Genomic DNA, 18,598 nt, shown 5'->3' with positions numbered 1-18,598 from the left:
GGGTCTCCATCAAGTCACCACCTGGTACTGGAAGCGATCCGAACGGCTGGTGGACTGCGCCAGCTCCACCGGGCGGCCATCGCGATCGCGGGAAAGGGTGAATACCGTGAGTGCCGGCAGATGCCGGGGCATCATCAGCAGCGCGGCTTCGTCGCGGTTGGGCAAGCGCGCACCGATCAGGCTCTGGGTGCGGGTCAACGGCAGGTCGCGCTCGCGCAGGTACTGACGCAGGGAGCCGCCGTTGTAATCCGCCAGCAACGGCGCGTGGCTGGCGCAGTAGCGATGACGGATCAGGCTGACGGGCTGCTGGTCGAGCTTGCGCAGGGTTTGCAGCTCGATCATCGGTGCCATTTCGGCGATGCCCAGGTGCTGCGCTTCTTCGCGGCTGGCGTAGCAGTAGCGGCGCTTGAGCAGCAGCGCCTGCACGCCATGGCCCTGGGCCGACAGCGATTGGCTGTAGGCGGTGTCGGCGCCCATCGGGTAAATCAGCGGCCGGTCCAGCACCTGCGTGCCTTTGCCCTGCTGGCGCAGCAGGCTGCCTTCGAACACCAGCTCATCAATGGCGCGGCGCAGGGTGTGGCGGTTGACGCCAAAGCGTTCGGCCAACTGCACTTCGCCCGGCAGGAACTCCCCGGCCTGGTAGCCGCTGAGTTCACGGCGCAGGATATCGGCGAGTTCGCGGTACACCGGCTCATCTTGTCTAGACAACTGCATGCTTTAAAAAAAGCGCCCGCAGGCACCCCTCCAAGGTCAGATAAACCGCTTGCGCAGGCGTTGGGACAGCACGTCGATCAGGCTCACCACCACGATGATCACCAGCAGCACCGCGCAGGTCTGTACGAACTGGAAGGCGCGGATGTTCTCCCACAGGATCACGCCGATGCCGCCAGCGCCGACCATGCCCACCACCGTCGCCGAGCGTACATTGGCCTCGAAGCGGTACAGCGCGTAGCTCACCCACAGCGGCATGACTTGCGGGATCACGCCGTAGATCACCTCTTGCAAGGCGCTGGCACCGGTGGCGCGTACACCTTCCACGGGGCCGGGATCGATGGCCTCGACGGCTTCGGCAAACAGCTTGGCGAGTACCCCGGTGGTGCTGATCCACAGGGCCAGTACCCCGGCAAACGGACCAAGGCCGACCGCCACCACGAACAACATGGCGAACACCATTTCGTTGATCGAGCGAAAGGCATCCATCACCCGGCGCAGGGGTTGGTGAATCCACCAGGGCGTGATGTTGTCGGCACAGAGGATGCCCAGGGGCACCGAGCAGACAATCGCCAGCACCGTGCCCCACAGGGCGATTTGCACGGTGACGATCATTTCCTTGAGGTAGGAGCGCCACTCGTGGAAGTCCGGCGGGAAGAAGTCAGCGGCGAAGGTCGCCATGTTTCCCGAATCGCGGTACAGCGCCAGCGGGTTCATTTCCGCGCCTTTCCAGGCCCAGGCCAGCAGCACCAGGAACAGGCCCCAGCCGAGGTATTGCGGCCAGGTTCTTTTACCCACGGCTTCAGCGTGCAAGGTCGTCATGGATCACTCTCGATAATTACTGGAGCGGGGGCCTATGGGGGAACCCGCTTGTGTGGGAGCTATGTGTGTGTGGGAGCGGGCTTGCTCGCGAAAGCGGTGGGTCAGTCAACATCAATGCTTGCTGGGCCGACGTCTTCGCGAGCAAGCCCGCTCCCACATTTGATCTTCGTTGCTTTGAGCATTGCGTTCGCTTAACTGACCGGCATCAGGGCAAGCCCGCTCCCACATAGGCCCAGCTCCAACAGGGGGTTAGCCGTTGGCGTCGGGTTTCTTGTCCAGCTCGCTCAGGCGCTGTTGCAGCGTGGCCAGGTCGGCGTCGATCTGCGCCAGCTTCTTGGCTTTATCCGCCTCGGCCAACTTGCTGTCGGCGCTAACGGTGGTGCGCTGCTTGAACAGCTCCAACTGGCGGATCGGCAGCAACTGGTCGTCGTTGGACGCGAGGAACTTGCCCAACTGCATGTTCTTCAACACCGCTTTCTCTGCCTCGGTGTCACCGTAGTTGGCAAAGAAATCGCGGATCTTGGTCTTCTCACTGTCAGTCAGGGCCTTGCTCCACACCATCGGGTCGGCAGGAATCAGCGGCGACTTCCAGATCACCTTGAGTTGCGCGGCCTTGTCCGGCTGGGTCACTTCCAGGCGGTCCCAGCTTTCGGTGTTGAAGGTAGCCACGTCCAACTGCCCCTTGGCCACGCTCAGTGCGTTGACTTCATGACTGGAGTTGAGGGTGCGCTTGAAGGCGGTGCCGGCATCCACGTTGTTCTTGGCGAACACGTAGTAGCCCGGCACCAGGTAGCCGGAGGTGGAGTTTGGGTCGCCATTGCCGAAGGTCAGGTTCTTGGCGTTCTTGAGCATGTCTTCGACGGAGTTGAGCGGGCTGTCCTTGCGCACGATCAGCAGGCTCCAGTAGCCGGCGGCGCCATTGGCGGCAGCGGTCTGGGCGAAGATCTCGCCGTTGGAGCGGTCCACCGCCTCCATCGCTGCCTTGTTGCCGAGCCAGGCCACATCGACCTTGTTGAAGCGCATGCCCTGGATCAGGCCAGCGTAGTCGGAGGCGAAGGTGGCGTTGATGGTCAGGCCGGTCTTCTTGTGCATGTCATCGAGGAACGGCTGCCAGATGCTCTTGAGGTTCTGCGAAGACTCGGTGGACATGATGCCGAAGTTGATGGCCTTGTCAGCGGCCTGGGCATTGCCCAAGGCGACGCTGGCCAACAACACGGCAGACAGGAAAACATGACCGATACGGTTCAACATACAGGCGACTCCTAGGGATCGTGAATGGAGGTTCAAGCGCGGGCCAGGGCCAGGCGCTGGGGAAGTTCGGAACGGCGCGGCGGCTCGGAAAACATCAGGCTGGTGTCGACGTCGGCACCGTACAGATCGTTGAGGAACTGGCTGCTCATCTCGCGGCCCTGCCCGTCGAAATGAATGCGCCCGCCCTTGAGCGCCACGGCCCGTGGGCAATAACGCATGGCGTAATCGACTTGATGCAGGGTCACGACTACGGTCTTGCCGTCGCGGCGGTTGATATCGGCGAGGATCTCCATGACCTTGCGCGCCGACTCCGGGTCCAGGGAGGCAATCGGCTCGTCGGCCAGGATCACTTCGGCACGCTGGGTCAAGGCCCGGGCAATCGCCACGCGCTGCTGCTGGCCACCGGACAGGGTCGAGGCCCGCTGCTGGGCCAGGTCCGCCAGGCCAACCCGCGCCAGGGACTCCATGGCACATTGCTTTTCCTCGGCATTGAACAACCCGAGGTTGCCGCGCCAGCGCGGCATGCGGCCCAGGCAACCAAGCAGCACGTTGTCGATCACACTCAGGCGATTGACCAGGTTGAACTGCTGGAAGATATAGCCAATATCCGCGCGCAACCGCCGCACCTTGCCATTCAACCGCCCACTGGCCTGCACCTCTCGGCCCAGCACCTTGACGCTGCCGCCGTTGCCCTTGTCGCAACAGGCCAGCCCCGCAAGGTGGCGCAACAACGTGGACTTGCCGGAACCGGATGCACCGATCAGGGCGACCATCTCGCCGCTGGCGATGGTGAGTTCGAGGTCGACCAGCGCGGTTTTCTTCGCAAAGGTCTTGTTCAGGCGATCGACATGGATAGCGGGAGTCATGGGCTTCTCTGTCTGGTTTGAACAGCCTTGCGTGGCTGCGTTTGAGTTCAAACGACAGTAGGCGCGGGAGGTGTCAGGGCTATGACTTGCACATGACTGCAGGAGGGCGGTTTGATGAAAGTTTTATGAAAGGTTGGAACAACTGAAGGACAATTCCCATGCAGATGAGGATCGCTCCCATGCTCCATGTGGGAATGATCAAAACAGGACTTTCCCTACGGCTCATCATTTAACAGGCACACATCATGCTGGGCGAGCTGTACGCAGGAGGGCCCAGCCCTGCCAGGTCTCCATTCCTCGGTCGTCGCCCTTTTTCACGCAGCTATATGGCGGCTGTGCGCGGGGCACCTTCGGGTGCACCGGGGTCCTGGAGTTCGGTCTTCCACATTTGGATTGGAGTTCAAGTCATAAAAAAGGCGACAGGAAAAGGTTCGGTCATCCAACCAAAATACGAACCCCCTGGTATACCGAAAACCCCATCAGGAGGCCCCCGCTGACCCGGTTGAACAAGCTTAGGTTCGGAGGGTCGGGCAAACGCTTTTTGATAAGCCCGCCCCCCACGGCATAAACCATCTGGCCTAGAAATGAACCAGCCAGAAAGCCGATTAAACACCAGTAAAGTCCATACCCTTGAAGGGTAATCCCACTGGCAATGGCGTAAGAAGAAATCGCAACGATGGTGAAAGGACTGGTCAACGTCAGCAAGAAAACAGGGATAAAACCCGCCGCGCTCTTCACCTGTTTTGGTGAGAGGTGTCTTTTGAAAGTCATCGCACCCAGGTAAAAAATATAAGCAATCGCCAACCACGTTAATAGGTGACTGTTTGCCAACCAAACCCCTTCGACTGTCTTCAAGCCTGTAAAGGCGACGGCTGCAAACACTGCATCTGCAACCGCCGCACCTGATGCTCCGGGTACTGCGCTACGTAGGCCATGGGTGATGGACTGCCTAAAAATAATGAAGGCTACGGGTCCAAAACTTAGCGATAAAATTGTGGCAAACGCCGCAGAACTCAGAATTTCTTGCACCTACTCCAAAGCCTCCCTGAACATTTTTTTATTTGCATGGCAATGCGGGCACTTAAAGTCCTCACCTATCTGCTCCCAAGTTGTCCCAGCCACTACATCAGCTAAGGGCTCCCCAGTAAGCTCCGAATAAACATAGTGACAAATTTGACACTCGTAAGATTTTGACATAGCGAAAACCCTTGAACTTATTAATTCAAACAATCGTCAGGCGTTGATTCAACGCAGCAAACATATGTTCAAATCCATCCATAAAGGCCATTGCCCCGCGCATCGCTTGCGGAGCAATACTTGGATTTTTTTCCAAATAAGAAATTATTATTTCTCGCCCTGTCGCTACATGCATAGGTTCGACTTCACAATGAATAGCAAAAAAGGCCAGGACCGGGTCATCTTCACCCCTTAAACCATAGGAGGCTGCGTACCTCTGAAACCCTTTGAGAAAATACTGAAACTCCCGCGACGACGTCATCTCCGATGCGAGATGAAAACCCAATGCCTCGCCTAAAAGTTCAGAGCGGTACGATCGATAGGTGTTATTTCCCATGGCGGTACCCTCCGGAAGAATGTAGTGAGGGTTGAATAATTCAGCATCAGATAAACCCAAGTGGGTCGTCAGCGCCTTGAACATCTGGTGATGGGTTGGCAGCATATGTTTGTTATGTTGATGTAACCCATACTCGTCCACAGATGCGTAGAGAATATGAGCAGCTTTCGCAGTTCCATTCCATCTATCTTCCTTGATCCACTCATCTGTAACCCGTGCAGCCAATGCCACGATACCGGCTGGGACATCTTTGAAAAACGCCCATAGGGTTCCAAAGAACGTGGCCAGTCCCTCATGGCTCAAGGGTTGGGCAGAAAGGATCTCACCAAACCTTTCAAGCTCTCGAAGTGCGCCGTGCCTGATGATTGCACTGGCAATTTCGTTATATCCAGCCTCACATACTCTATATATTTCGTTCTTATCAGTTCTTTTGGCAGATCCAAACTCGGACGAAGACTCAATATTCATACTTGACTCCCTCTGCACACCCTAAGTTTATAAATCCATTACCCCCTTACCTCCATATAAAAATTATTATCCACGTAGAAAAAATGTCAACCAAGCGAAGAAATATTTCTCATCCCGCTAAAACAGGCGAACCAGAGCCATTCTTTCCAAAACAAAAAAATCCAAGACTACAATTCCGTTTAATATATAAATCTACTCCCACAGACTATTCGCAGGACAAACAAAGAAAACTCCTATTTTAGCGAAGGGTAATTCCTACAACAAATTAAGCAACACCAAAAACAATCATAAAAAAGGCGACCGTTCAAAGGTCGCCTTTAGGAACTCATTCCCACGCAGCGTGGGAACGATCACTCACAGACAGTTCATTTTGCGTACTGCTTGCTCAACCCCGGCGGTACGCCCTGCACATTCGTCTCTTCCCATGGCCCATTCGGGCTGATGGAGCGGCTCCAGCCGTTGCTCCAGCGGTAGTAGGTGCGCTGGCGGTAGAAGGTGTCCGGTTGCTCGTCCAGCACGTACACCTGCATCTTGCCGTCCCAGTGGCTGGCAGCGCCGGGGGGTGGGGCGAAGGTTGGGGACTTGCTGGGCAAGGGCTTGGCGGGGGCGGTGACCGGGCCGGAAGGTTTGGTTGCCGGCTGGGTCGAGGGGCCCGACGGTGGAATGGTCGGGCCCGTAGGGGCTGGAGGTGGCCGATGGACCGCGCAAGCGCTCAAGCCCAAGACCAGGCTGAGCAGGGTGATACGAGCGATGGCGGTCATGGGGATTTCCTCGAAATTATTGATCCGGACTGTCGATGGTCAACTGCTGGGTCGCGGTGGTGCTGCTGGCCAGGGGTTGACTGCGGCCGATCCACTCGCCGGCAGTCGGTTGACCGGCCCGTGAGATGCGCGCAACCAGTTGGACTTCGGGAAAGTTGGACAGTTTCAACTGCGGCATCATCGCATCGGCATCGCCCAGTTCGACGGTCACCGGCAGGTCGGCCACGGTGACACGCTTGGCGGCCAATGGCGCTGGCGGGCCGGAAACGGCGCGGGCGAAGATGAATACGCTGTCAGTCGGCAGAGCGCGGGCTTTGACGTCGGCCGCCAGGTCCACGCGTACTTTCATCACGGCGGTCTTGGCAATTGGCGCGACGGCACCGCCGCCCTCTTTCAACTTCTCGGCCGCGCGGTCGATGCCGCCTTGCAGCGCTGAGCGGGAGTTGTCTTTCTCCGGCAACAAGGCCAACAGACGGTTCCAGTAGTCGATGGCTTCCTGGTAACGCTGCCCTTCAAAGGCGGCGATGCCCAACAGGCCAAGGCTGGTGACTTCCTTCGGGTCGAGTTTCAACGCTTCGTCAGTCAGGGCCTGAAGCTGCGGCGACCACTGTTTGTTGTTGGCAAAGTACTGCGCCTGGGCCCACTGCCCGAGCAACTCGGGCTGGCGACCGGCCAGGGCCACGGTGCGCTCGAAGACCTTGGCCGCGTCGGCCGAACGATCCTGGGCCATGTAGGCGCGACCCAGGAAGTACAAGCCTTCGGCAGAATCCGGTTGCGCCGCCGCAGCCCGTTCCAGGCGCTGGGTCATGTCGGCAAGGGATACCGGCGGCTGGGCGAATTCGCGGGTCAGTTCAACCTTGTCGATGGCGCCGTAATGCAAGTACAGCCCCAGGCCCAACACCGGCACCAGCACGGCGGCCAGCAGTGGCAGCGGCTTGCCAAGGCGCGATTCGCGGGGCTTTTCCACGCCTTCGGTATCGGCCAGCAATTCACGGGCGGCTTCGGCGCGGCCGGTATCGAGTTGCGCCGCGTTGAGCACGCCTTCGCTTTGTTGGGTTTGCAGTTCAGCAACACGTTCCTGATACAGCGCGACGTTCAACGCGGTGCGGTCTTCTTCACGCTGGGCGCGACGTACGCGCAACACCGGGATCAACAGGAAACTCAAGGCAACCAGGAGCAGCAGGCCAGCTGCGAGCCAGAAATCAATCATCAGTTTTTTTGTCCAGCAGTTGGTCGAGGCGTTGGCGCTCTTGGGCAGATAGCGCATCAGAACCATCGGTAGGCGCCGCACGGCGACGGCGGACGATCACGGCCATGACCACCAGGCCACCCAGCAACAGGGCGGCGGGGCCAAACCAGAGCAAGGCGGTCTTGCTGGTCAGCGCCGGCTTGTAGCGGACAAAATCACCATAGCGATCGACCATGAAGTCGATGATCTGCTGATTGTCCTTGCCCTCGCCCAGCATGCGGAAAATCTCTTTGCGCAGGTCGGCGGCAATCGGTGCGTTGGAGTCGGCGATGTCCTGGTTCTGGCACTTGGGGCAGCGCAGTTCCTTGGTCAGCTCGCGGAAACGCTCACGGTCGCCATCGCGGGCAAACTCGTAGGTGTCGATGGCGGCATGGGCCACGCCCACCAGGCCCAGGGCCAGTACTGCGGCGGTCAACCAACGCTTCATGGCTTGGCCTCGTCCACCAGGGCCTGGTACTTGGCCGCCAGTTGTTCGCGCCAGACCACTTCGTCGATCACCCCCACGAACTTGTCGCGGATCACGCCCTTGGCGTCGATAAAGAAGGTTTCCGGGGCACCGTAGACGCCGAGGTTCAAGCCCAGGTTGCCGTCTTCATCGCGCACGTCCAATTGGTATGGGTTGTGGAATTCCGCCAGCCACTTCAAGGCCGCTGCATTGTCGTCCTTGTAGTTGATGCCGTAGATCACCACGCCCTTCTCCGCCAGCTTGTTCAGCACCGGGTGCTCCACGCGGCAGGAGATGCACCAGGTGGCCCACACGTTGACCAGCGCCGGTTTGCCGATCAGGTCTGCCTGGGTCAGGGTTTTATCGCCCTGCACCGTAGGCAACGAGAACGCCGGGAACGGCTTGCCGATCATCGCCGACGGCAGCTCGGCCGGGTCTAGGTACAGGCCGCGATACAAAAACACCGCGACCAGCAGAAACACCGCCAGTGGCAATACCATCAACCAACGCTTCATACCGCAGCTCCCTGCATGCCGAGGGCTTCACGCACCCGGCTCTTGACCTTGACCCGGTAACGCCGGTCCATCGCTGCCAGCAAACCACCGAAGCCGGTCAGCAGGCCGCCGAACCAGATCCAGCGCACAAACGGCTTGACGTGGACCCGCACGGCCCAGGCGCCCTCGCCCAGGGGTTCGCCCAAGGCGACATACAGGTCACGGGTGAACCCGGCGTCGATCCCGGCTTCGGTCATCATCGAGCTCTGTACGGTGTACAGGCGTTTTTCCGGGTGCAGCACGGCGATTTGCTTGCCGTTGCGCAGCACACGCACGGTGCCTTTGTCGGAGGTGAAGTTCGGCCCTTCGAAGTGCTTGGCGCCTTCAAAGACGAACTGGTAGCCGGCCAGGTCCATGGACTCGCCAGGGGCCAGGCGCAGGTCGCGCTCGGCGCTGTTCTGGCTGGACAGCACCACGCCCAGGGCGCACACGGCGATGCCAATGTGCGCGATCTGCATGCCCCAGTAGCTGCGCGTCAGGGTGGGCAGGCCTTTGATCAGGCCCTTGTGCCGGGTCTTGTCGAAGATATCGCGCACGCCGGCCAGCAACACCCAGGCCGCGAGCATAAAGGTGGCGAGCACTGCCCAGTTGAAGTCGCCGTAGGCAATCCCGGCAACCACCGACAGTGCAGCACTGCCCAGCAGCACGGGGATCAACATGCCCAGCAGCCATTTGACCGGGGTGTCTTTCCAGCGCACCAGCACGCCGATGGCCATTACCACCATCAGCAGGCCCATCAACGGGATGAACAATGCGTTGAAGTACGGCGGGCCGACCGACAGCTTGGCGCCGGTCAGGGCATCGAGCACCAGCGGATACAAAGTGCCCAGCAGGATCATCGAGGCCGCAACGATCAGCACCAGGTTATTACCCAGCAGCAGGGTTTCCCGCGACCACAGGTTGAAGCCGACGTGGCTCTTGACCACCGGCGCGCGCAGGGCAAACAGAGTCAGCGAACTACCGACTACAAAGAGCAGGAAGATCAGGATGAACACACCGCGCTCAGGGTCGGCGGCGAACGCGTGCACCGAGGTCAGCACGCCGGAACGCACGAGGAACGTGCCCAGCAGGCTCAGGGAGAAGGCGGCAATGGCCAGCAACACGGTCCAGCTCTTGAACACGCCGCGTTTTTCGGTGACGGCCAGGGAGTGGATCAGCGCCGTGCCCACCAGCCAGGGCATGAAGGAGGCGTTTTCCACCGGGTCCCAGAACCACCAGCCGCCCCAGCCGAGTTCGTAATAGGCCCACCACGAGCCCAGGGTGATGCCGATGCCGAGGAAGGCCCAGGCGACGATGGTCCATGGCCGCGACCAGCGCGCCCAGGCGGCGTCGAGACGCCCGCCGAGCAAGGCGGCGATGGCAAAGGCGAAGGCCACGGAGAAGCCCACATAGCCCATGTACAGCATCGGCGGGTGGACGATCAGGCCGATATCCTGCAGCAACGGGTTGAGGTCGCGACCGTCCATGGGAATCTGCGGCAGGATCCGCTCGAACGGGTTGGAGGTCATGATCAGGAACAGCAAAAAGCCGATGCTGATCATGCCCATCACCGCCAGCACCCGCGCCAGCATGACTTGCGGCAACTGCCGGGAGAACACCGACACGGCAAAGGTCCAGCCGCCGAGGATCAGGGCCCACAACAGCAGGGAGCCTTCGTGGGCGCCCCACACGGCGCTGAACTTGTAGTACCAGGGCAAGGCGCTGTTGGAGTTGCTGGCCACATAGGCGACGGAAAAGTCGTCGGTCATAAACGCGTACGTCAGGCAACCGAAGGCGAACGCCAGGAACGCGAACTGGCCCCAGGCGGCGGGCTGCGCCAGGCTCATCCACAGCCGGTCGCCGCGCCAGGCGCCCAGCAGCGGGACGATGGCCTGGACGATGGCAAAGCACAGGGCGAGGATCATCGCCAATTGGCCCAACTCGGGAACAAACAATGTAGAGGTCATTGCTTAACCCTCCTTGGCTGGGGTGGGCGCGGATTGGCCGCTGTCTTTAAGGGCCTTGGTCACTTCCGGCGGCATGTATTTTTCATCGTGCTTGGCCAACACTTCATCGGCCACCACCACGCCCTGGGCGTTGATCTTGCCCAAGGCAACGATGCCCTGCCCTTCGCGGAACAGGTCCGGGAGGATGCCGCGGTAGGTGATGGTCACGGATTTGTTGAAGTCGGTAACCACGAAGGTCACGTCCAGGGAGTCGCCGGAACGCTTCAGGGAGCCGGCCTCGACCATGCCACCGGCACGGATCCGCGTGTCTTGCGGCGCTTCGCCATTGGCGATCTGGGTCGGGGTATAGAACAGGTTGATGTTCTGCTGCAGGGCACTCAAGGCCAGGCCTACGGCTAACCCGACGCCCACCAGGATGGCAAGGATGATCAACAGACGCTTTCTACGCAGCGGATTCACTTATCGGTCTCCCGGCGCAGACGACGCGCCTCTTGTTGCAGGTAACGCTTGCGGGCCAGGATCGGCGCAACAACGTTGAGGGCCAGGACTGCCAGGCTGATGCCATAGGCTGTCCAGACGTACAGGCCGTGGTGGCCCATGGCGAGAAAATCACTGAAAGAGGCGAAACTCATCCACGGGCTCCCAGGCTGTTTTGCACTTCGACCTTGACCCAACTGGCGCGGGCTTCACGCTTGAGCACTTCGAGGCGCATGCGCATCAGCAACACTGCGCCGAAGAAGCAGTAGAAGCCCAGGACCATCAGCAGCAGCGGCGCCCACATTTCCACGGGCATCGCCGGTTTTTCAGTGAGGGTGAAGGTGGCGCCCTGGTGCAGGGTGTTCCACCACTCCACCGAGTACTTGATGATCGGGATATTGATCACGCCGACAATCGCCAGCACCGCGCAGGCCTTGGCGGCGCTGTCACGATTGCTGATCGCGTTGCCCAGGGCAATCAGACCGAAGTACAGAAACAGCAGAATCAACATGGACGTTAGTCGCGCATCCCAGACCCACCACGAGCCCCAGGTCGGTTTGCCCCAGATTGCCCCGGTGAGCAGCGCCACCGCGGTCATCCACGCACCGATGGGCGCCGCGCATTGCAGGGCGACGTCGGCCAGCTTCATCTTCCACACCAGCCCGACAATGCCGCACACCGCGAGCATCACGTAGCAGGACTGGGCCAGCAGCGCGGCGGGCACGTGGATATAGATGATGCGAAAGCTGTTGCCCTGCTGGTAGTCCGGTGGTGCGAAGGCCAGGCCCCAGACCAGGCCGATACCGATCAGCAGGAAGGCGGCGACGGCGAGCCAGGGCAGCATTTTGCCGCTGATCCCGTAGAACCACTTGGGCGAGCCGAGCTTGTGAAACCAGGTCCAGTTCATTGCTGTTTCCATCACGGTTGCTTCTTGTCGTTGCAAGAAGCTTAGGGTCTTTACTGACGCAGTGAAAATACCGGGTCAGACCTCATTATTCGCCGACGCTGATCTTCAGGCCGGCCGCTATAGCAAAGGGTGTCAGGGTTACCGCCAGGGCGGTCAGGCTGCCAAGCCACAAGAGGTAACCGGTCGCCGGCATCCCCATGAGCGCGGCCTGCAAGGCGCCGCTGCCCAGGATCAATACCGGGATATACAAAGGCAGAATCAGCAAGGCCAGCAACAGCCCCCCACGTTTCAGGCCCACCGTCAGTGCTGCACCCACCGCCCCCAGCAGGCTCAGCACCGGGGTACCTAGCAACAACGAGGCCAGCAAGACGGGCAGGCATTCGGCGGGCAGGCCCAGCATCATCGCCAGCAGCGGTGCGAGCAGGACCAGCGCCAGGCCGGAGAAGGCCCAGTGTGCCAGTACCTTGGCCAGAACCAGAAGAGGCAGAGGGTGCGACGAAAGGACCCACTGTTCAAGGGAACCATCTTCAAAATCACTGCGAAACAGCCCGTCCAGCGAGAGCAGGACGGACAAAAGGGCCGCGACCCACACCAGTCCCGGAGACAAGGTTTGCAACAGTTTAGTCTCGGGACCGACCGCCAACGGGAACAACGCGATGACAATCGCGAAGAACACCAGCGGGTTGGCCAGTTCAGCCGGGCGGCGACACAGCAAACGGGCTTCGCGGGCGACCAACAGGGCAAATACACTCATACCGACCACCGTCCCAGGTCCAGGTCGCGGTAACCGGCAGGCATGCGGGTCAAGGTGTGGTGGGTAGTGAGGACCACCATGCCGCCTTGCTCGCAGTGCCGGGCCAGGTGTTCTTCGAGCTGCGCCACGCCCTGCTTGTCGAGGGCGGTGAAGGGTTCGTCGAGGATCCACAACGGCGGGCCCTCCAGGTACAGGCGGGCCAGGGCCACCCGGCGCTGCTGGCCGGCCGACAGGGTATGGCACGGCACATCTTCGAAGCCCTTGAGCCCGACGGCCGCCAGGGCCTGCCAGATGGATGCGCGCGAGGCCGGATGATGCAGGGCGCTGAGCCAACTGAGGTTCTCTTCGGCCGTCAGCACATCCTTGATCCCCGCAGCGTGGCCGATCCACACCAGATTGCGCGCCAGCTCCGTGCGTTGCTCTTGCAGCGGCTTGCCATTGAGGCGCACCTGGCCTGCCGTGGGCTGCATCAAACCGGCCAGCAGGCGCAGCAGGCTGGTCTTGCCACTGCCGTTGGGGCCGCTGATCTGCACCATGTCGCCCGCCGACAGCCGCAACTCGAGGTGTTCGAACAGCATCCGCAGGTCTCGCTCACAGGCAAGCGCAACGGCTTCAAGTAGGGGGCTGGTCACAAGATCGCGGGCCTTTACGGTTCAAGTCGGCGGTGGAACGGCCGTTAAAGAGATGCACAATAACTGCATTGGCGGCCTGTTTTAGAGAGCTGGATCAATCAGTTGAGATGTTTTTGACCCGCTCTTTGAAGACGGGCGGCATTATACATGTGATGCCCTACTCTAAAGAGGGCAATTTCCTTGAGACGGCGGCCACGATGACCGGTGACATCAACCTTCCGACCCTGCCCCCTGCCCCGGCTTCCGGGCCCAGGCCTGCGCCTGCGGTGGGCGAACTGCTGAAACTGCTGGAGCCGCAGACAGGGTTGATCGACGCCGGCAAAACCGTGAACGCCGAGGTCCTGGCGCTCAAGCAAGGCGGTGAAGCCTTTCAGCTGTTGCTCAAGCTGACCCTTGAAGGTGGCCGGCAAACCCTGGTGCAGGCCGCGAGCAGCCAGCCACTGCCCCTGGGCAGCAATGTGGCGGTGAGCCAGACGGCATCGGGCGACCTGGCGATCAGCCTGCAGCAGGCCCTCAGCGCCAATGTCGCCGCCCTGACCCGCATCGACACCCACCAGTTGCCGGTGGGCACCTTGCTCCAGGCCAAGGTGCTGACCTCGCAGATGCTGCCCCAGGGCGCCGGGCAACCGGCGCTATACCGTTCGCTGGTGTCGGTGCTCAACAACGCCCTGAGCGGTACCACCCTGACCCTGGAAAGCCCGCAACCGCTGCGCGTCGGTAGCTTGTTGAGTGCCGTGGTGCAGGGTGCGCAGACCCTGGATTTCGTGCCCCTGAGCGGGCTGCGCGATCAACTGGCGGTCAGCCAGCAACTGGCCGCCCAGCAAAGCCGCCAGGCCTCACTGGAGGGCGTGTTCAATGCCCTGAAAAACCTGCCCGATGACACCTCCGCGCAATTGCGCGCCGCCGTCGATCGCCTGCTGGCCGGGCTGCCGGATGTGGCGCAGGTCAGCAACCCCAAGGTGCTGGCGCAACTGCTGCACAACAGCGGCGTGTTCCTTGAAGCCAAGCTGCTGGCCGGGCAAAACCCGCAAGTGCCGCCGCTGGATATGAAAGGCAGCCTGCTGCGCCTGGTCAACGAATTGCTACCCGCCCTGCCCGCCAACACCAACCTCAACGCGATCCTGGCCGCCAATACCCTGGCGCAGATGCTGCCCAGCTTTGTCCGCAGCCCGCTGGGTACCCTCGGCCAGGTGGGCGCCCGCAACGCCCCGGGCGGCTTCCCATTGCCGGAGCGCCTGCTGCAGCGCCTGGACGGTGAAAACAGCCTGGAAACCCTGCTGCGCCTGGCCGCCGGCGCCATCTCGCGCTTGCAGAGCCATCAACTGTCGAGCCTGGAACAGAGTGGCACCACCGCCGATGGCCGCCTGCAAACCACCTGGCAACTGGAAATCCCCATGCGCACCTTGCAAGACATCGTGCCGCTGCAGGTCAAGTTCCAGCGCGAAGAGCCGGCGCCGGACAAGGACGAGCCGGAACGCAAGATCGAACGCGACGCGAAGAAGATGCTGTGGCGCGTGGAACTGGCCTTCGACATGGAGCCTCTGGGGCCCTTGCAGGTCCAGGCACAATTGAGCCAGGGCAAACTGTCCAGCCAGCTATGGGCCACCCGCCCCTACACCGCTAGCCTGATCGAAAGCCACCTGGGCAGCCTGCGCGAGCGCCTGGTGTCGTCGGGCCTCAATGTCGGCGACCTCGACTGCCACCTCGGCACCCCGCCCCGCGGGCCAAAGACCGGGCTGGAACAACGCTGGGTGGATGAAACTGCATGAAAAACCCCAACCCAGCACGCCAGGCCATCGCCCTCAAATACGACGGCAAAGCCGCCCCCGCCCTGACCGCCAAAGGCGACGACGCCCTGGCCGAAGCCATCCTGAAGTTGGCGCGGGAACATGAAGTCCCGATTTATGAAAATGCCGAGCTGGTGAAACTGCTGGCGCGCATGGAGTTGGGTGACAGCATTCCCGAAGAGCTGTACCGCACCATCGCCGAGATTATTGCGTTTGCCTGGACGCTCAAAGGCAAGTTCCCCGCGGGGTATGACCCGAATGCCGAGCCAGTGGAGCGGGATGTGACGGCGCGCGGGGATGATTACTGACGTTTCGAGGATGCACGCAGATCAAAAAATGTGGGAGCGGGCTTGCTCGCGAAAGCGGTGGGTCAGTCGGTACATGTATTGACTGACCCACCGCTTTCGCGAGCAAGCCCGCTCCCACATGGGAATTGCGGCGGGTGCTGGAAGTGGGGGCGGTAAAAATAAGTGTGGGCTGGCTTGCCTGCTCCCACATTTGAATCAATAGAGTGTCAGCTTTTGTGCAACTCCCACATTGGAACTGCGGCGAGTGCTGGAAGTGGGGGCGACAAAAAACAAGTGTGGGAGCTGGCTTGCCTGCGATGGCGGTGGGTCAGTCGGTACATGTATTGACTGACCCACCGCTTTCGCGAGCAAGCCTGCTCCTACATTTGAATCAGTACAGTGTCAGCTTTTGTGCAACTTGCTCATCAACTGTGCCTCGGCCTGGGTCAGGCCGCAGGATTGGGTCAGTTCGTCCACCGTAGCGCCCATGCCCACCAGTTTTGCCGCCTGGGCAAAAGACAGGTTGGCCGGGTCGCGCTGTTCCAGTGCCGACAGTTTGTCGGGCAACGGGGCGAGGATGGCGCGCAGTTCGTGCACGTCCTCCCCTACCCGCACGGCGCTTTGCTGGTAGTTGTCCACGCGCTTGGCCATCTCGCGCAGGCGCTGGTCGCGCACGGCGTCGCGCTCGGCCTGTTGCAAGGCCAATTCGCGTTGCTGGCGCATATGGCGCAGCAATACCACTACAGTCCCGACCCACAGCAGGGCCAGGACGATTACCGCTACCTCAAGCATCAATCAGATGTTCTCCAGGTCCGACCACTCTTCTTCGCTCATCATCTTGTCCAGCTCAACCAGGATCAGCAGCTCGCCGTTCTTGTTGCACACACCCTGGATGAACTTGGCCGATTCTTCGTTGCCGACATTCGGCGCGGTCTCGACTTCCGATTGGCGCAGGTAAACCACTTCGGCCACGCTGTCGACCATGATCCCGACCACTTGCTTGTCGGCTTCGATGATGACGATACGCGTGTTGTCGTTGACTTCAGTCGGCATCAGGCCAAAACGCTGGCGCGTGTCGATCACGGTCACCACGTTGCCGCGCAGGTTGATGATGCCCAGCACGTAGCTCGGCGCACCCGGCACTGGCGCGATTTCGGTGTAGCGCAGCACTTCCTGCACGCGCATCACGTTGATGCCGTAAGACTCGTTGTCCAGCTTGAAGGTTACCCATTGCAGAATCGGATCATCCAAACCCTGTGCGGACGCTGACTTATTCATACCCCTGACCCCTTCAAATACCGTTGATAACGGCGTGTGTTCTTCTTTGGCAGCACCGTGGTACTGCGCCTCTTATCAAGTACGTTTGTTACCTGGCAGATCTTTTACCGCGCCGCTGGCTATCAGCTCCGCCAATTCGGCGACATCCAGCAGCGCGCACATATGTTCGATCACGGTGCCCGCCAGCCATGGCCGCTGGCCACGGTGGCTGCGCCATTTGATTTCATTGGGGTCCAGGCGCAGCGAACGGCTGACCTGATGCACCGCCAGCCCCCATTCGTAGCCCTGCACCGAGATCACGTATTGCAGGCCCTGGCGGAAATCGTCGCGATAGCGGTCGGGCATCACCCAGCGCGCAGTATCCAGCACCTTGAGGTTGCCGGCCTGGCTCGGCAGGATCCCGAGGAACCACTCCGGCTGGCCAAACAACGGCGTCAATTCCTGGCCTTCCAGGGAGTAAATCGACCCCAGGCACACCAGCGGCACCGCCAGGGTCAACCCGGCCACATCGAACAGCAGGCATTCGAACGACTCGGCAGCCCACGCTGGCCGACCATCGGTTTCCACCGGTGGCGGCGTAATGCTCGGCGGTCGATGCACCTCGGCCACCGGCGGCACCAGCACCAGAGGTGCAGGCGTTTCCACGACCGCGACGGCGACAGGCACCGCCAACGCATCACGGGCCTGCTCTTCGAGGACCGCCAGTTGAAACTCATCCAGGCTGGCCTCAGCCTCGACCACAGGCACCGCCAGGACTTCATCCAGCACCAGGATCGGCTCGGGCAGCACTTCCTCGGTCGCATCCTGCAACAGTGCGTCCAGGTAGGACTGCAGCGCCAGTTGCGGCCGGGTCTTGATATCGACAGGACGATTCATCTGTATGCCCACGCGCGCGCACCGTTAACCGTGTATTCAAAGGTTATCGGCCTGCCCGTGCTCGGACTTGAATCAAAAGTCCGTGACATCAGGCAAAACCCATCGCGGGCAAGACTCGCTCCTACAGGGTTGTTCATTTCACGCCACCTGCGCCACAAGTTGCTGGGCCAACAGATGCTTGAGCAAGGCGCGGTACGCCAGCACGCCACGGCTTTTGCCATCGAATTGCGAGGGAGCGAGGCCGGCGCGGCTGGCGTCACGCAAGCGCGTGTCCACCGGGATATAGCCTTGCCAGATGGTCTCGGGGTAAGCATCGCGCAGTACGCGCAGGGTGCCGAGGGAAGCCTGGGTGCGACGGTCGAACAGGGTCGGCACGATGCTGAACGGCAACGCCTGTTTGCGCGAACGGTTGATCATCGCCAGGGTATTGACCATGCGCTCCAGGCCCTTGACCGCCAAGTGCTCGGTCTGCACCGGGATCACCAACTGCTGGCTGGCCGCCAGGGCATTGACCATCAGCACGCCAAGCAATGGCGGGCTGTCGATGATGGCGTAGTCGAAGTCCTGCCACAGTTGCGCCAGGCTCTTGGCGATCACCAGGCCCAGGCCGCTCTGCCCCGGCGACTGGCGCTCGAGGGTGGCCAGGGCGGTGCTGGAGGGCAACAGGGAAATCTTCTCGTTGCTGGTGGGCAGCAGCAGTTGCCCGGGCAAGCCTGCGGGGACGCTGCCCTTGTGCAGGAACAGGTCAAAGCAGCTGTGTTCCAGGGCATCGGGGTCGTAGCCGAAATAGCTGGTCATCGAGCCATGGGGATCCAGGTCGACAATGACCACGCGCTTGCCCGCCTCGGCCAGCAGGCCGGCTAAGGCGATGGAGGTGGTGGTCTTGCCGACCCCACCTTTTTGATTGGCAACTGCCCAGACTCTCATTCGGATTGTTCCTCCCGGCAGGCACTG

Annotated in this window: 23 protein-coding genes; 2 read left to right on the top strand and 21 right to left on the bottom strand. The window is 61.0% G+C overall.

Annotated features, from left to right (window positions below; translation table 11 throughout):
- Window positions 1-9: 9 nt before the first annotated feature.
- The 17 genes from phnF to ccmA form a co-directional block, all read right to left on the bottom strand.
- Window positions 10-714, bottom strand: a complete 705-nt coding sequence (gene phnF, locus HU773_RS08625; RefSeq protein WP_057438832.1) for a phosphonate metabolism transcriptional regulator PhnF — start codon at window positions 712-714, stop codon at window positions 10-12.
- A 36-nt stretch (window positions 715-750) separates the two neighbouring features.
- Window positions 751-1,533 (bottom strand): phosphonate ABC transporter, permease protein PhnE, encoded by a 783-nt coding sequence (gene phnE / locus HU773_RS08620; protein ID WP_032859104.1) that lies wholly within the window; start codon window positions 1,531-1,533, stop codon window positions 751-753.
- 249 nt (window positions 1,534-1,782) lie between these two features.
- Window positions 1,783-2,784, bottom strand: coding sequence for a phosphonate ABC transporter substrate-binding protein (gene phnD, locus HU773_RS08615; protein ID WP_057958965.1), 1,002 nt, complete (start codon window positions 2,782-2,784; stop codon window positions 1,783-1,785).
- A gap of 32 nt (window positions 2,785-2,816) precedes the next feature.
- The gene (gene phnC, locus HU773_RS08610; RefSeq protein ID WP_057438830.1) at window positions 2,817-3,650 is read right to left on the bottom strand and encodes a phosphonate ABC transporter ATP-binding protein; all 834 of its coding nucleotides are present in this window, start codon (window positions 3,648-3,650) and stop codon (window positions 2,817-2,819) included.
- A 435-nt stretch (window positions 3,651-4,085) separates the two neighbouring features.
- Window positions 4,086-4,679, bottom strand: coding sequence for a LysE family translocator (locus HU773_RS08605; protein WP_057958964.1), 594 nt, complete (start codon window positions 4,677-4,679; stop codon window positions 4,086-4,088).
- Window positions 4,680-4,847, bottom strand: a complete 168-nt coding sequence (locus HU773_RS27620) for a rubredoxin (RefSeq protein ID WP_081044206.1) — start codon at window positions 4,845-4,847, stop codon at window positions 4,680-4,682.
- Window positions 4,848-4,872: 25 nt separating this feature from the next.
- Window positions 4,873-5,691 carry an iron-containing redox enzyme family protein gene (locus tag HU773_RS08595; protein ID WP_186625968.1) on the bottom strand — a complete coding sequence of 273 codons (819 nt, stop codon included), beginning with the start codon at window positions 5,689-5,691 and terminating at the stop codon, window positions 4,873-4,875.
- A gap of 365 nt (window positions 5,692-6,056) precedes the next feature.
- Complete coding sequence (locus tag HU773_RS08590) at window positions 6,057-6,452, bottom strand: flagellar basal body L-ring protein FlgH (RefSeq protein WP_057958962.1); 396 nt, start codon at window positions 6,450-6,452, stop codon at window positions 6,057-6,059.
- 16 nt (window positions 6,453-6,468) lie between these two features.
- The gene (gene ccmI, locus HU773_RS08585) at window positions 6,469-7,662 is read right to left on the bottom strand and encodes a c-type cytochrome biogenesis protein CcmI (protein WP_057958961.1); all 1,194 of its coding nucleotides are present in this window, start codon (window positions 7,660-7,662) and stop codon (window positions 6,469-6,471) included.
- The gene (locus tag HU773_RS08580) at window positions 7,655-8,128 is read right to left on the bottom strand and encodes a cytochrome c-type biogenesis protein (protein WP_057438827.1); all 474 of its coding nucleotides are present in this window, start codon (window positions 8,126-8,128) and stop codon (window positions 7,655-7,657) included. The genes ccmI and HU773_RS08580 overlap by 8 nt, the downstream gene beginning before the upstream one ends.
- Complete coding sequence (locus HU773_RS08575; RefSeq protein WP_115127674.1) at window positions 8,125-8,661, bottom strand: DsbE family thiol:disulfide interchange protein; 537 nt, start codon at window positions 8,659-8,661, stop codon at window positions 8,125-8,127. The genes HU773_RS08580 and HU773_RS08575 overlap by 4 nt, the downstream gene beginning before the upstream one ends.
- The gene (locus tag HU773_RS08570) at window positions 8,658-10,646 is read right to left on the bottom strand and encodes a heme lyase CcmF/NrfE family subunit (protein ID WP_186625967.1); all 1,989 of its coding nucleotides are present in this window, start codon (window positions 10,644-10,646) and stop codon (window positions 8,658-8,660) included. Before HU773_RS08570 ends, HU773_RS08575 begins: the two co-directional genes overlap by 4 nt.
- A gap of 3 nt (window positions 10,647-10,649) precedes the next feature.
- Window positions 10,650-11,105 carry a cytochrome c maturation protein CcmE gene (ccmE, locus tag HU773_RS08565; RefSeq protein WP_057958959.1) on the bottom strand — a complete coding sequence of 152 codons (456 nt, stop codon included), beginning with the start codon at window positions 11,103-11,105 and terminating at the stop codon, window positions 10,650-10,652.
- Window positions 11,102-11,278: a heme exporter protein CcmD gene (gene ccmD / locus HU773_RS08560; RefSeq protein ID WP_029292593.1), complete on the bottom strand. Its 177-nt coding sequence runs from the start codon at window positions 11,276-11,278 to the stop codon at window positions 11,102-11,104. Before ccmD ends, ccmE begins: the two co-directional genes overlap by 4 nt.
- Window positions 11,275-12,030 (bottom strand): heme ABC transporter permease, encoded by a 756-nt coding sequence (locus HU773_RS08555; protein ID WP_057958958.1) that lies wholly within the window; start codon window positions 12,028-12,030, stop codon window positions 11,275-11,277. Before HU773_RS08555 ends, ccmD begins: the two co-directional genes overlap by 4 nt.
- A gap of 85 nt (window positions 12,031-12,115) precedes the next feature.
- Complete coding sequence (gene ccmB / locus HU773_RS08550; RefSeq protein ID WP_032859085.1) at window positions 12,116-12,784, bottom strand: heme exporter protein CcmB; 669 nt, start codon at window positions 12,782-12,784, stop codon at window positions 12,116-12,118.
- A complete protein-coding gene (gene ccmA / locus HU773_RS08545) occupies window positions 12,781-13,416 on the bottom strand; it encodes a cytochrome c biogenesis heme-transporting ATPase CcmA (RefSeq protein WP_128593038.1) in 636 nt (211 codons plus the stop codon). Before ccmA ends, ccmB begins: the two co-directional genes overlap by 4 nt.
- Window positions 13,417-13,613: 197 nt before the next feature.
- Here ccmA and fliK point away from each other — a divergent pair, with 197 nt between their 5' ends.
- Window positions 13,614-15,185, top strand: coding sequence for a flagellar hook-length control protein FliK (fliK, locus tag HU773_RS08540; RefSeq protein ID WP_186625966.1), 1,572 nt, complete (start codon window positions 13,614-13,616; stop codon window positions 15,183-15,185).
- Entirely contained in the window at window positions 15,182-15,511 is a 330-nt protein-coding gene (locus HU773_RS08535; RefSeq protein ID WP_186625965.1) for an EscU/YscU/HrcU family type III secretion system export apparatus switch protein, read from the top strand. Before fliK ends, HU773_RS08535 begins: the two co-directional genes overlap by 4 nt.
- A gap of 381 nt (window positions 15,512-15,892) precedes the next feature.
- On the opposite strand, the gene HU773_RS08530 is transcribed toward HU773_RS08535, so the two are convergent.
- The 4 genes from HU773_RS08530 to HU773_RS08515 all read right to left on the bottom strand — a co-directional run bounded on the left by HU773_RS08530 (window position 15,893) and on the right by HU773_RS08515 (window position 18,571).
- Entirely contained in the window at window positions 15,893-16,285 is a 393-nt protein-coding gene (locus HU773_RS08530; RefSeq protein ID WP_057438822.1) for a DUF2802 domain-containing protein, read from the bottom strand.
- Window positions 16,286-16,768, bottom strand: a complete 483-nt coding sequence (locus tag HU773_RS08525; RefSeq protein ID WP_032859076.1) for a chemotaxis protein CheW — start codon at window positions 16,766-16,768, stop codon at window positions 16,286-16,288.
- A gap of 75 nt (window positions 16,769-16,843) precedes the next feature.
- A complete protein-coding gene (locus HU773_RS08520) occupies window positions 16,844-17,644 on the bottom strand; it encodes a CheW domain-containing protein (protein WP_057960233.1) in 801 nt (266 codons plus the stop codon).
- A 138-nt stretch (window positions 17,645-17,782) separates the two neighbouring features.
- The gene (locus tag HU773_RS08515; RefSeq protein WP_057438820.1) at window positions 17,783-18,571 is read right to left on the bottom strand and encodes a ParA family protein; all 789 of its coding nucleotides are present in this window, start codon (window positions 18,569-18,571) and stop codon (window positions 17,783-17,785) included.
- Between the last annotated feature and the right edge of the window lie 27 nt (window positions 18,572-18,598).

The sequence above is a fragment of the Pseudomonas shahriarae genome (assembly GCF_014268455.2).
Taxonomy (GTDB): Bacteria; Pseudomonadota; Gammaproteobacteria; order Pseudomonadales; family Pseudomonadaceae; genus Aquipseudomonas; species Aquipseudomonas shahriarae.
The sequence above is the reverse complement of the archived record's forward strand: the minus strand, read 5'-3'. Positions and strand labels throughout refer to the sequence as shown.

Excerpts from the sequence above, each read along its gene's own strand:
- phnF (WP_057438832.1), bottom strand. The coding sequence starts at position 714 with ATGCAGTTGTCTAGACAAGATGAGCCGGTGTACCGCGAACTCGCCGAT.
- phnE (WP_032859104.1), bottom strand. The coding sequence starts at position 1,533 with ATGACGACCTTGCACGCTGAAGCCGTGGGTAAAAGAACCTGGCCGCAA.
- phnD (WP_057958965.1), bottom strand. The coding sequence starts at position 2,784 with ATGTTGAACCGTATCGGTCATGTTTTCCTGTCTGCCGTGTTGTTGGCC.
- phnC (WP_057438830.1), bottom strand. The coding sequence starts at position 3,650 with ATGACTCCCGCTATCCATGTCGATCGCCTGAACAAGACCTTTGCGAAG.
- HU773_RS27620 (WP_081044206.1), bottom strand. The coding sequence starts at position 4,847 with ATGTCAAAATCTTACGAGTGTCAAATTTGTCACTATGTTTATTCGGAG.
- HU773_RS08595 (WP_186625968.1), bottom strand. The coding sequence starts at position 5,691 with ATGAATATTGAGTCTTCGTCCGAGTTTGGATCTGCCAAAAGAACTGAT.
- HU773_RS08590 (WP_057958962.1), bottom strand. The coding sequence starts at position 6,452 with ATGACCGCCATCGCTCGTATCACCCTGCTCAGCCTGGTCTTGGGCTTG.
- ccmI (WP_057958961.1), bottom strand. The coding sequence starts at position 7,662 with ATGATTGATTTCTGGCTCGCAGCTGGCCTGCTGCTCCTGGTTGCCTTG.
- HU773_RS08580 (WP_057438827.1), bottom strand. The coding sequence starts at position 8,128 with ATGAAGCGTTGGTTGACCGCCGCAGTACTGGCCCTGGGCCTGGTGGGC.
- HU773_RS08575 (WP_115127674.1), bottom strand. The coding sequence starts at position 8,661 with ATGAAGCGTTGGTTGATGGTATTGCCACTGGCGGTGTTTCTGCTGGTC.
- HU773_RS08570 (WP_186625967.1), bottom strand. The coding sequence starts at position 10,646 with ATGACCTCTACATTGTTTGTTCCCGAGTTGGGCCAATTGGCGATGATC.
- ccmD (WP_029292593.1), bottom strand. The coding sequence starts at position 11,278 with ATGAGTTTCGCCTCTTTCAGTGATTTTCTCGCCATGGGCCACCACGGC.
- HU773_RS08555 (WP_057958958.1), bottom strand. The coding sequence starts at position 12,030 with ATGAACTGGACCTGGTTTCACAAGCTCGGCTCGCCCAAGTGGTTCTAC.
- ccmB (WP_032859085.1), bottom strand. The coding sequence starts at position 12,784 with ATGAGTGTATTTGCCCTGTTGGTCGCCCGCGAAGCCCGTTTGCTGTGT.
- fliK (WP_186625966.1), top strand. The coding sequence starts at position 13,614 with ATGACCGGTGACATCAACCTTCCGACCCTGCCCCCTGCCCCGGCTTCC.
- HU773_RS08535 (WP_186625965.1), top strand. The coding sequence starts at position 15,182 with ATGAAAAACCCCAACCCAGCACGCCAGGCCATCGCCCTCAAATACGAC.
- HU773_RS08525 (WP_032859076.1), bottom strand. The coding sequence starts at position 16,768 with ATGAATAAGTCAGCGTCCGCACAGGGTTTGGATGATCCGATTCTGCAA.
- HU773_RS08520 (WP_057960233.1), bottom strand. The coding sequence starts at position 17,644 with ATGAATCGTCCTGTCGATATCAAGACCCGGCCGCAACTGGCGCTGCAG.
- HU773_RS08515 (WP_057438820.1), bottom strand. The coding sequence starts at position 18,571 with ATGAGAGTCTGGGCAGTTGCCAATCAAAAAGGTGGGGTCGGCAAGACC.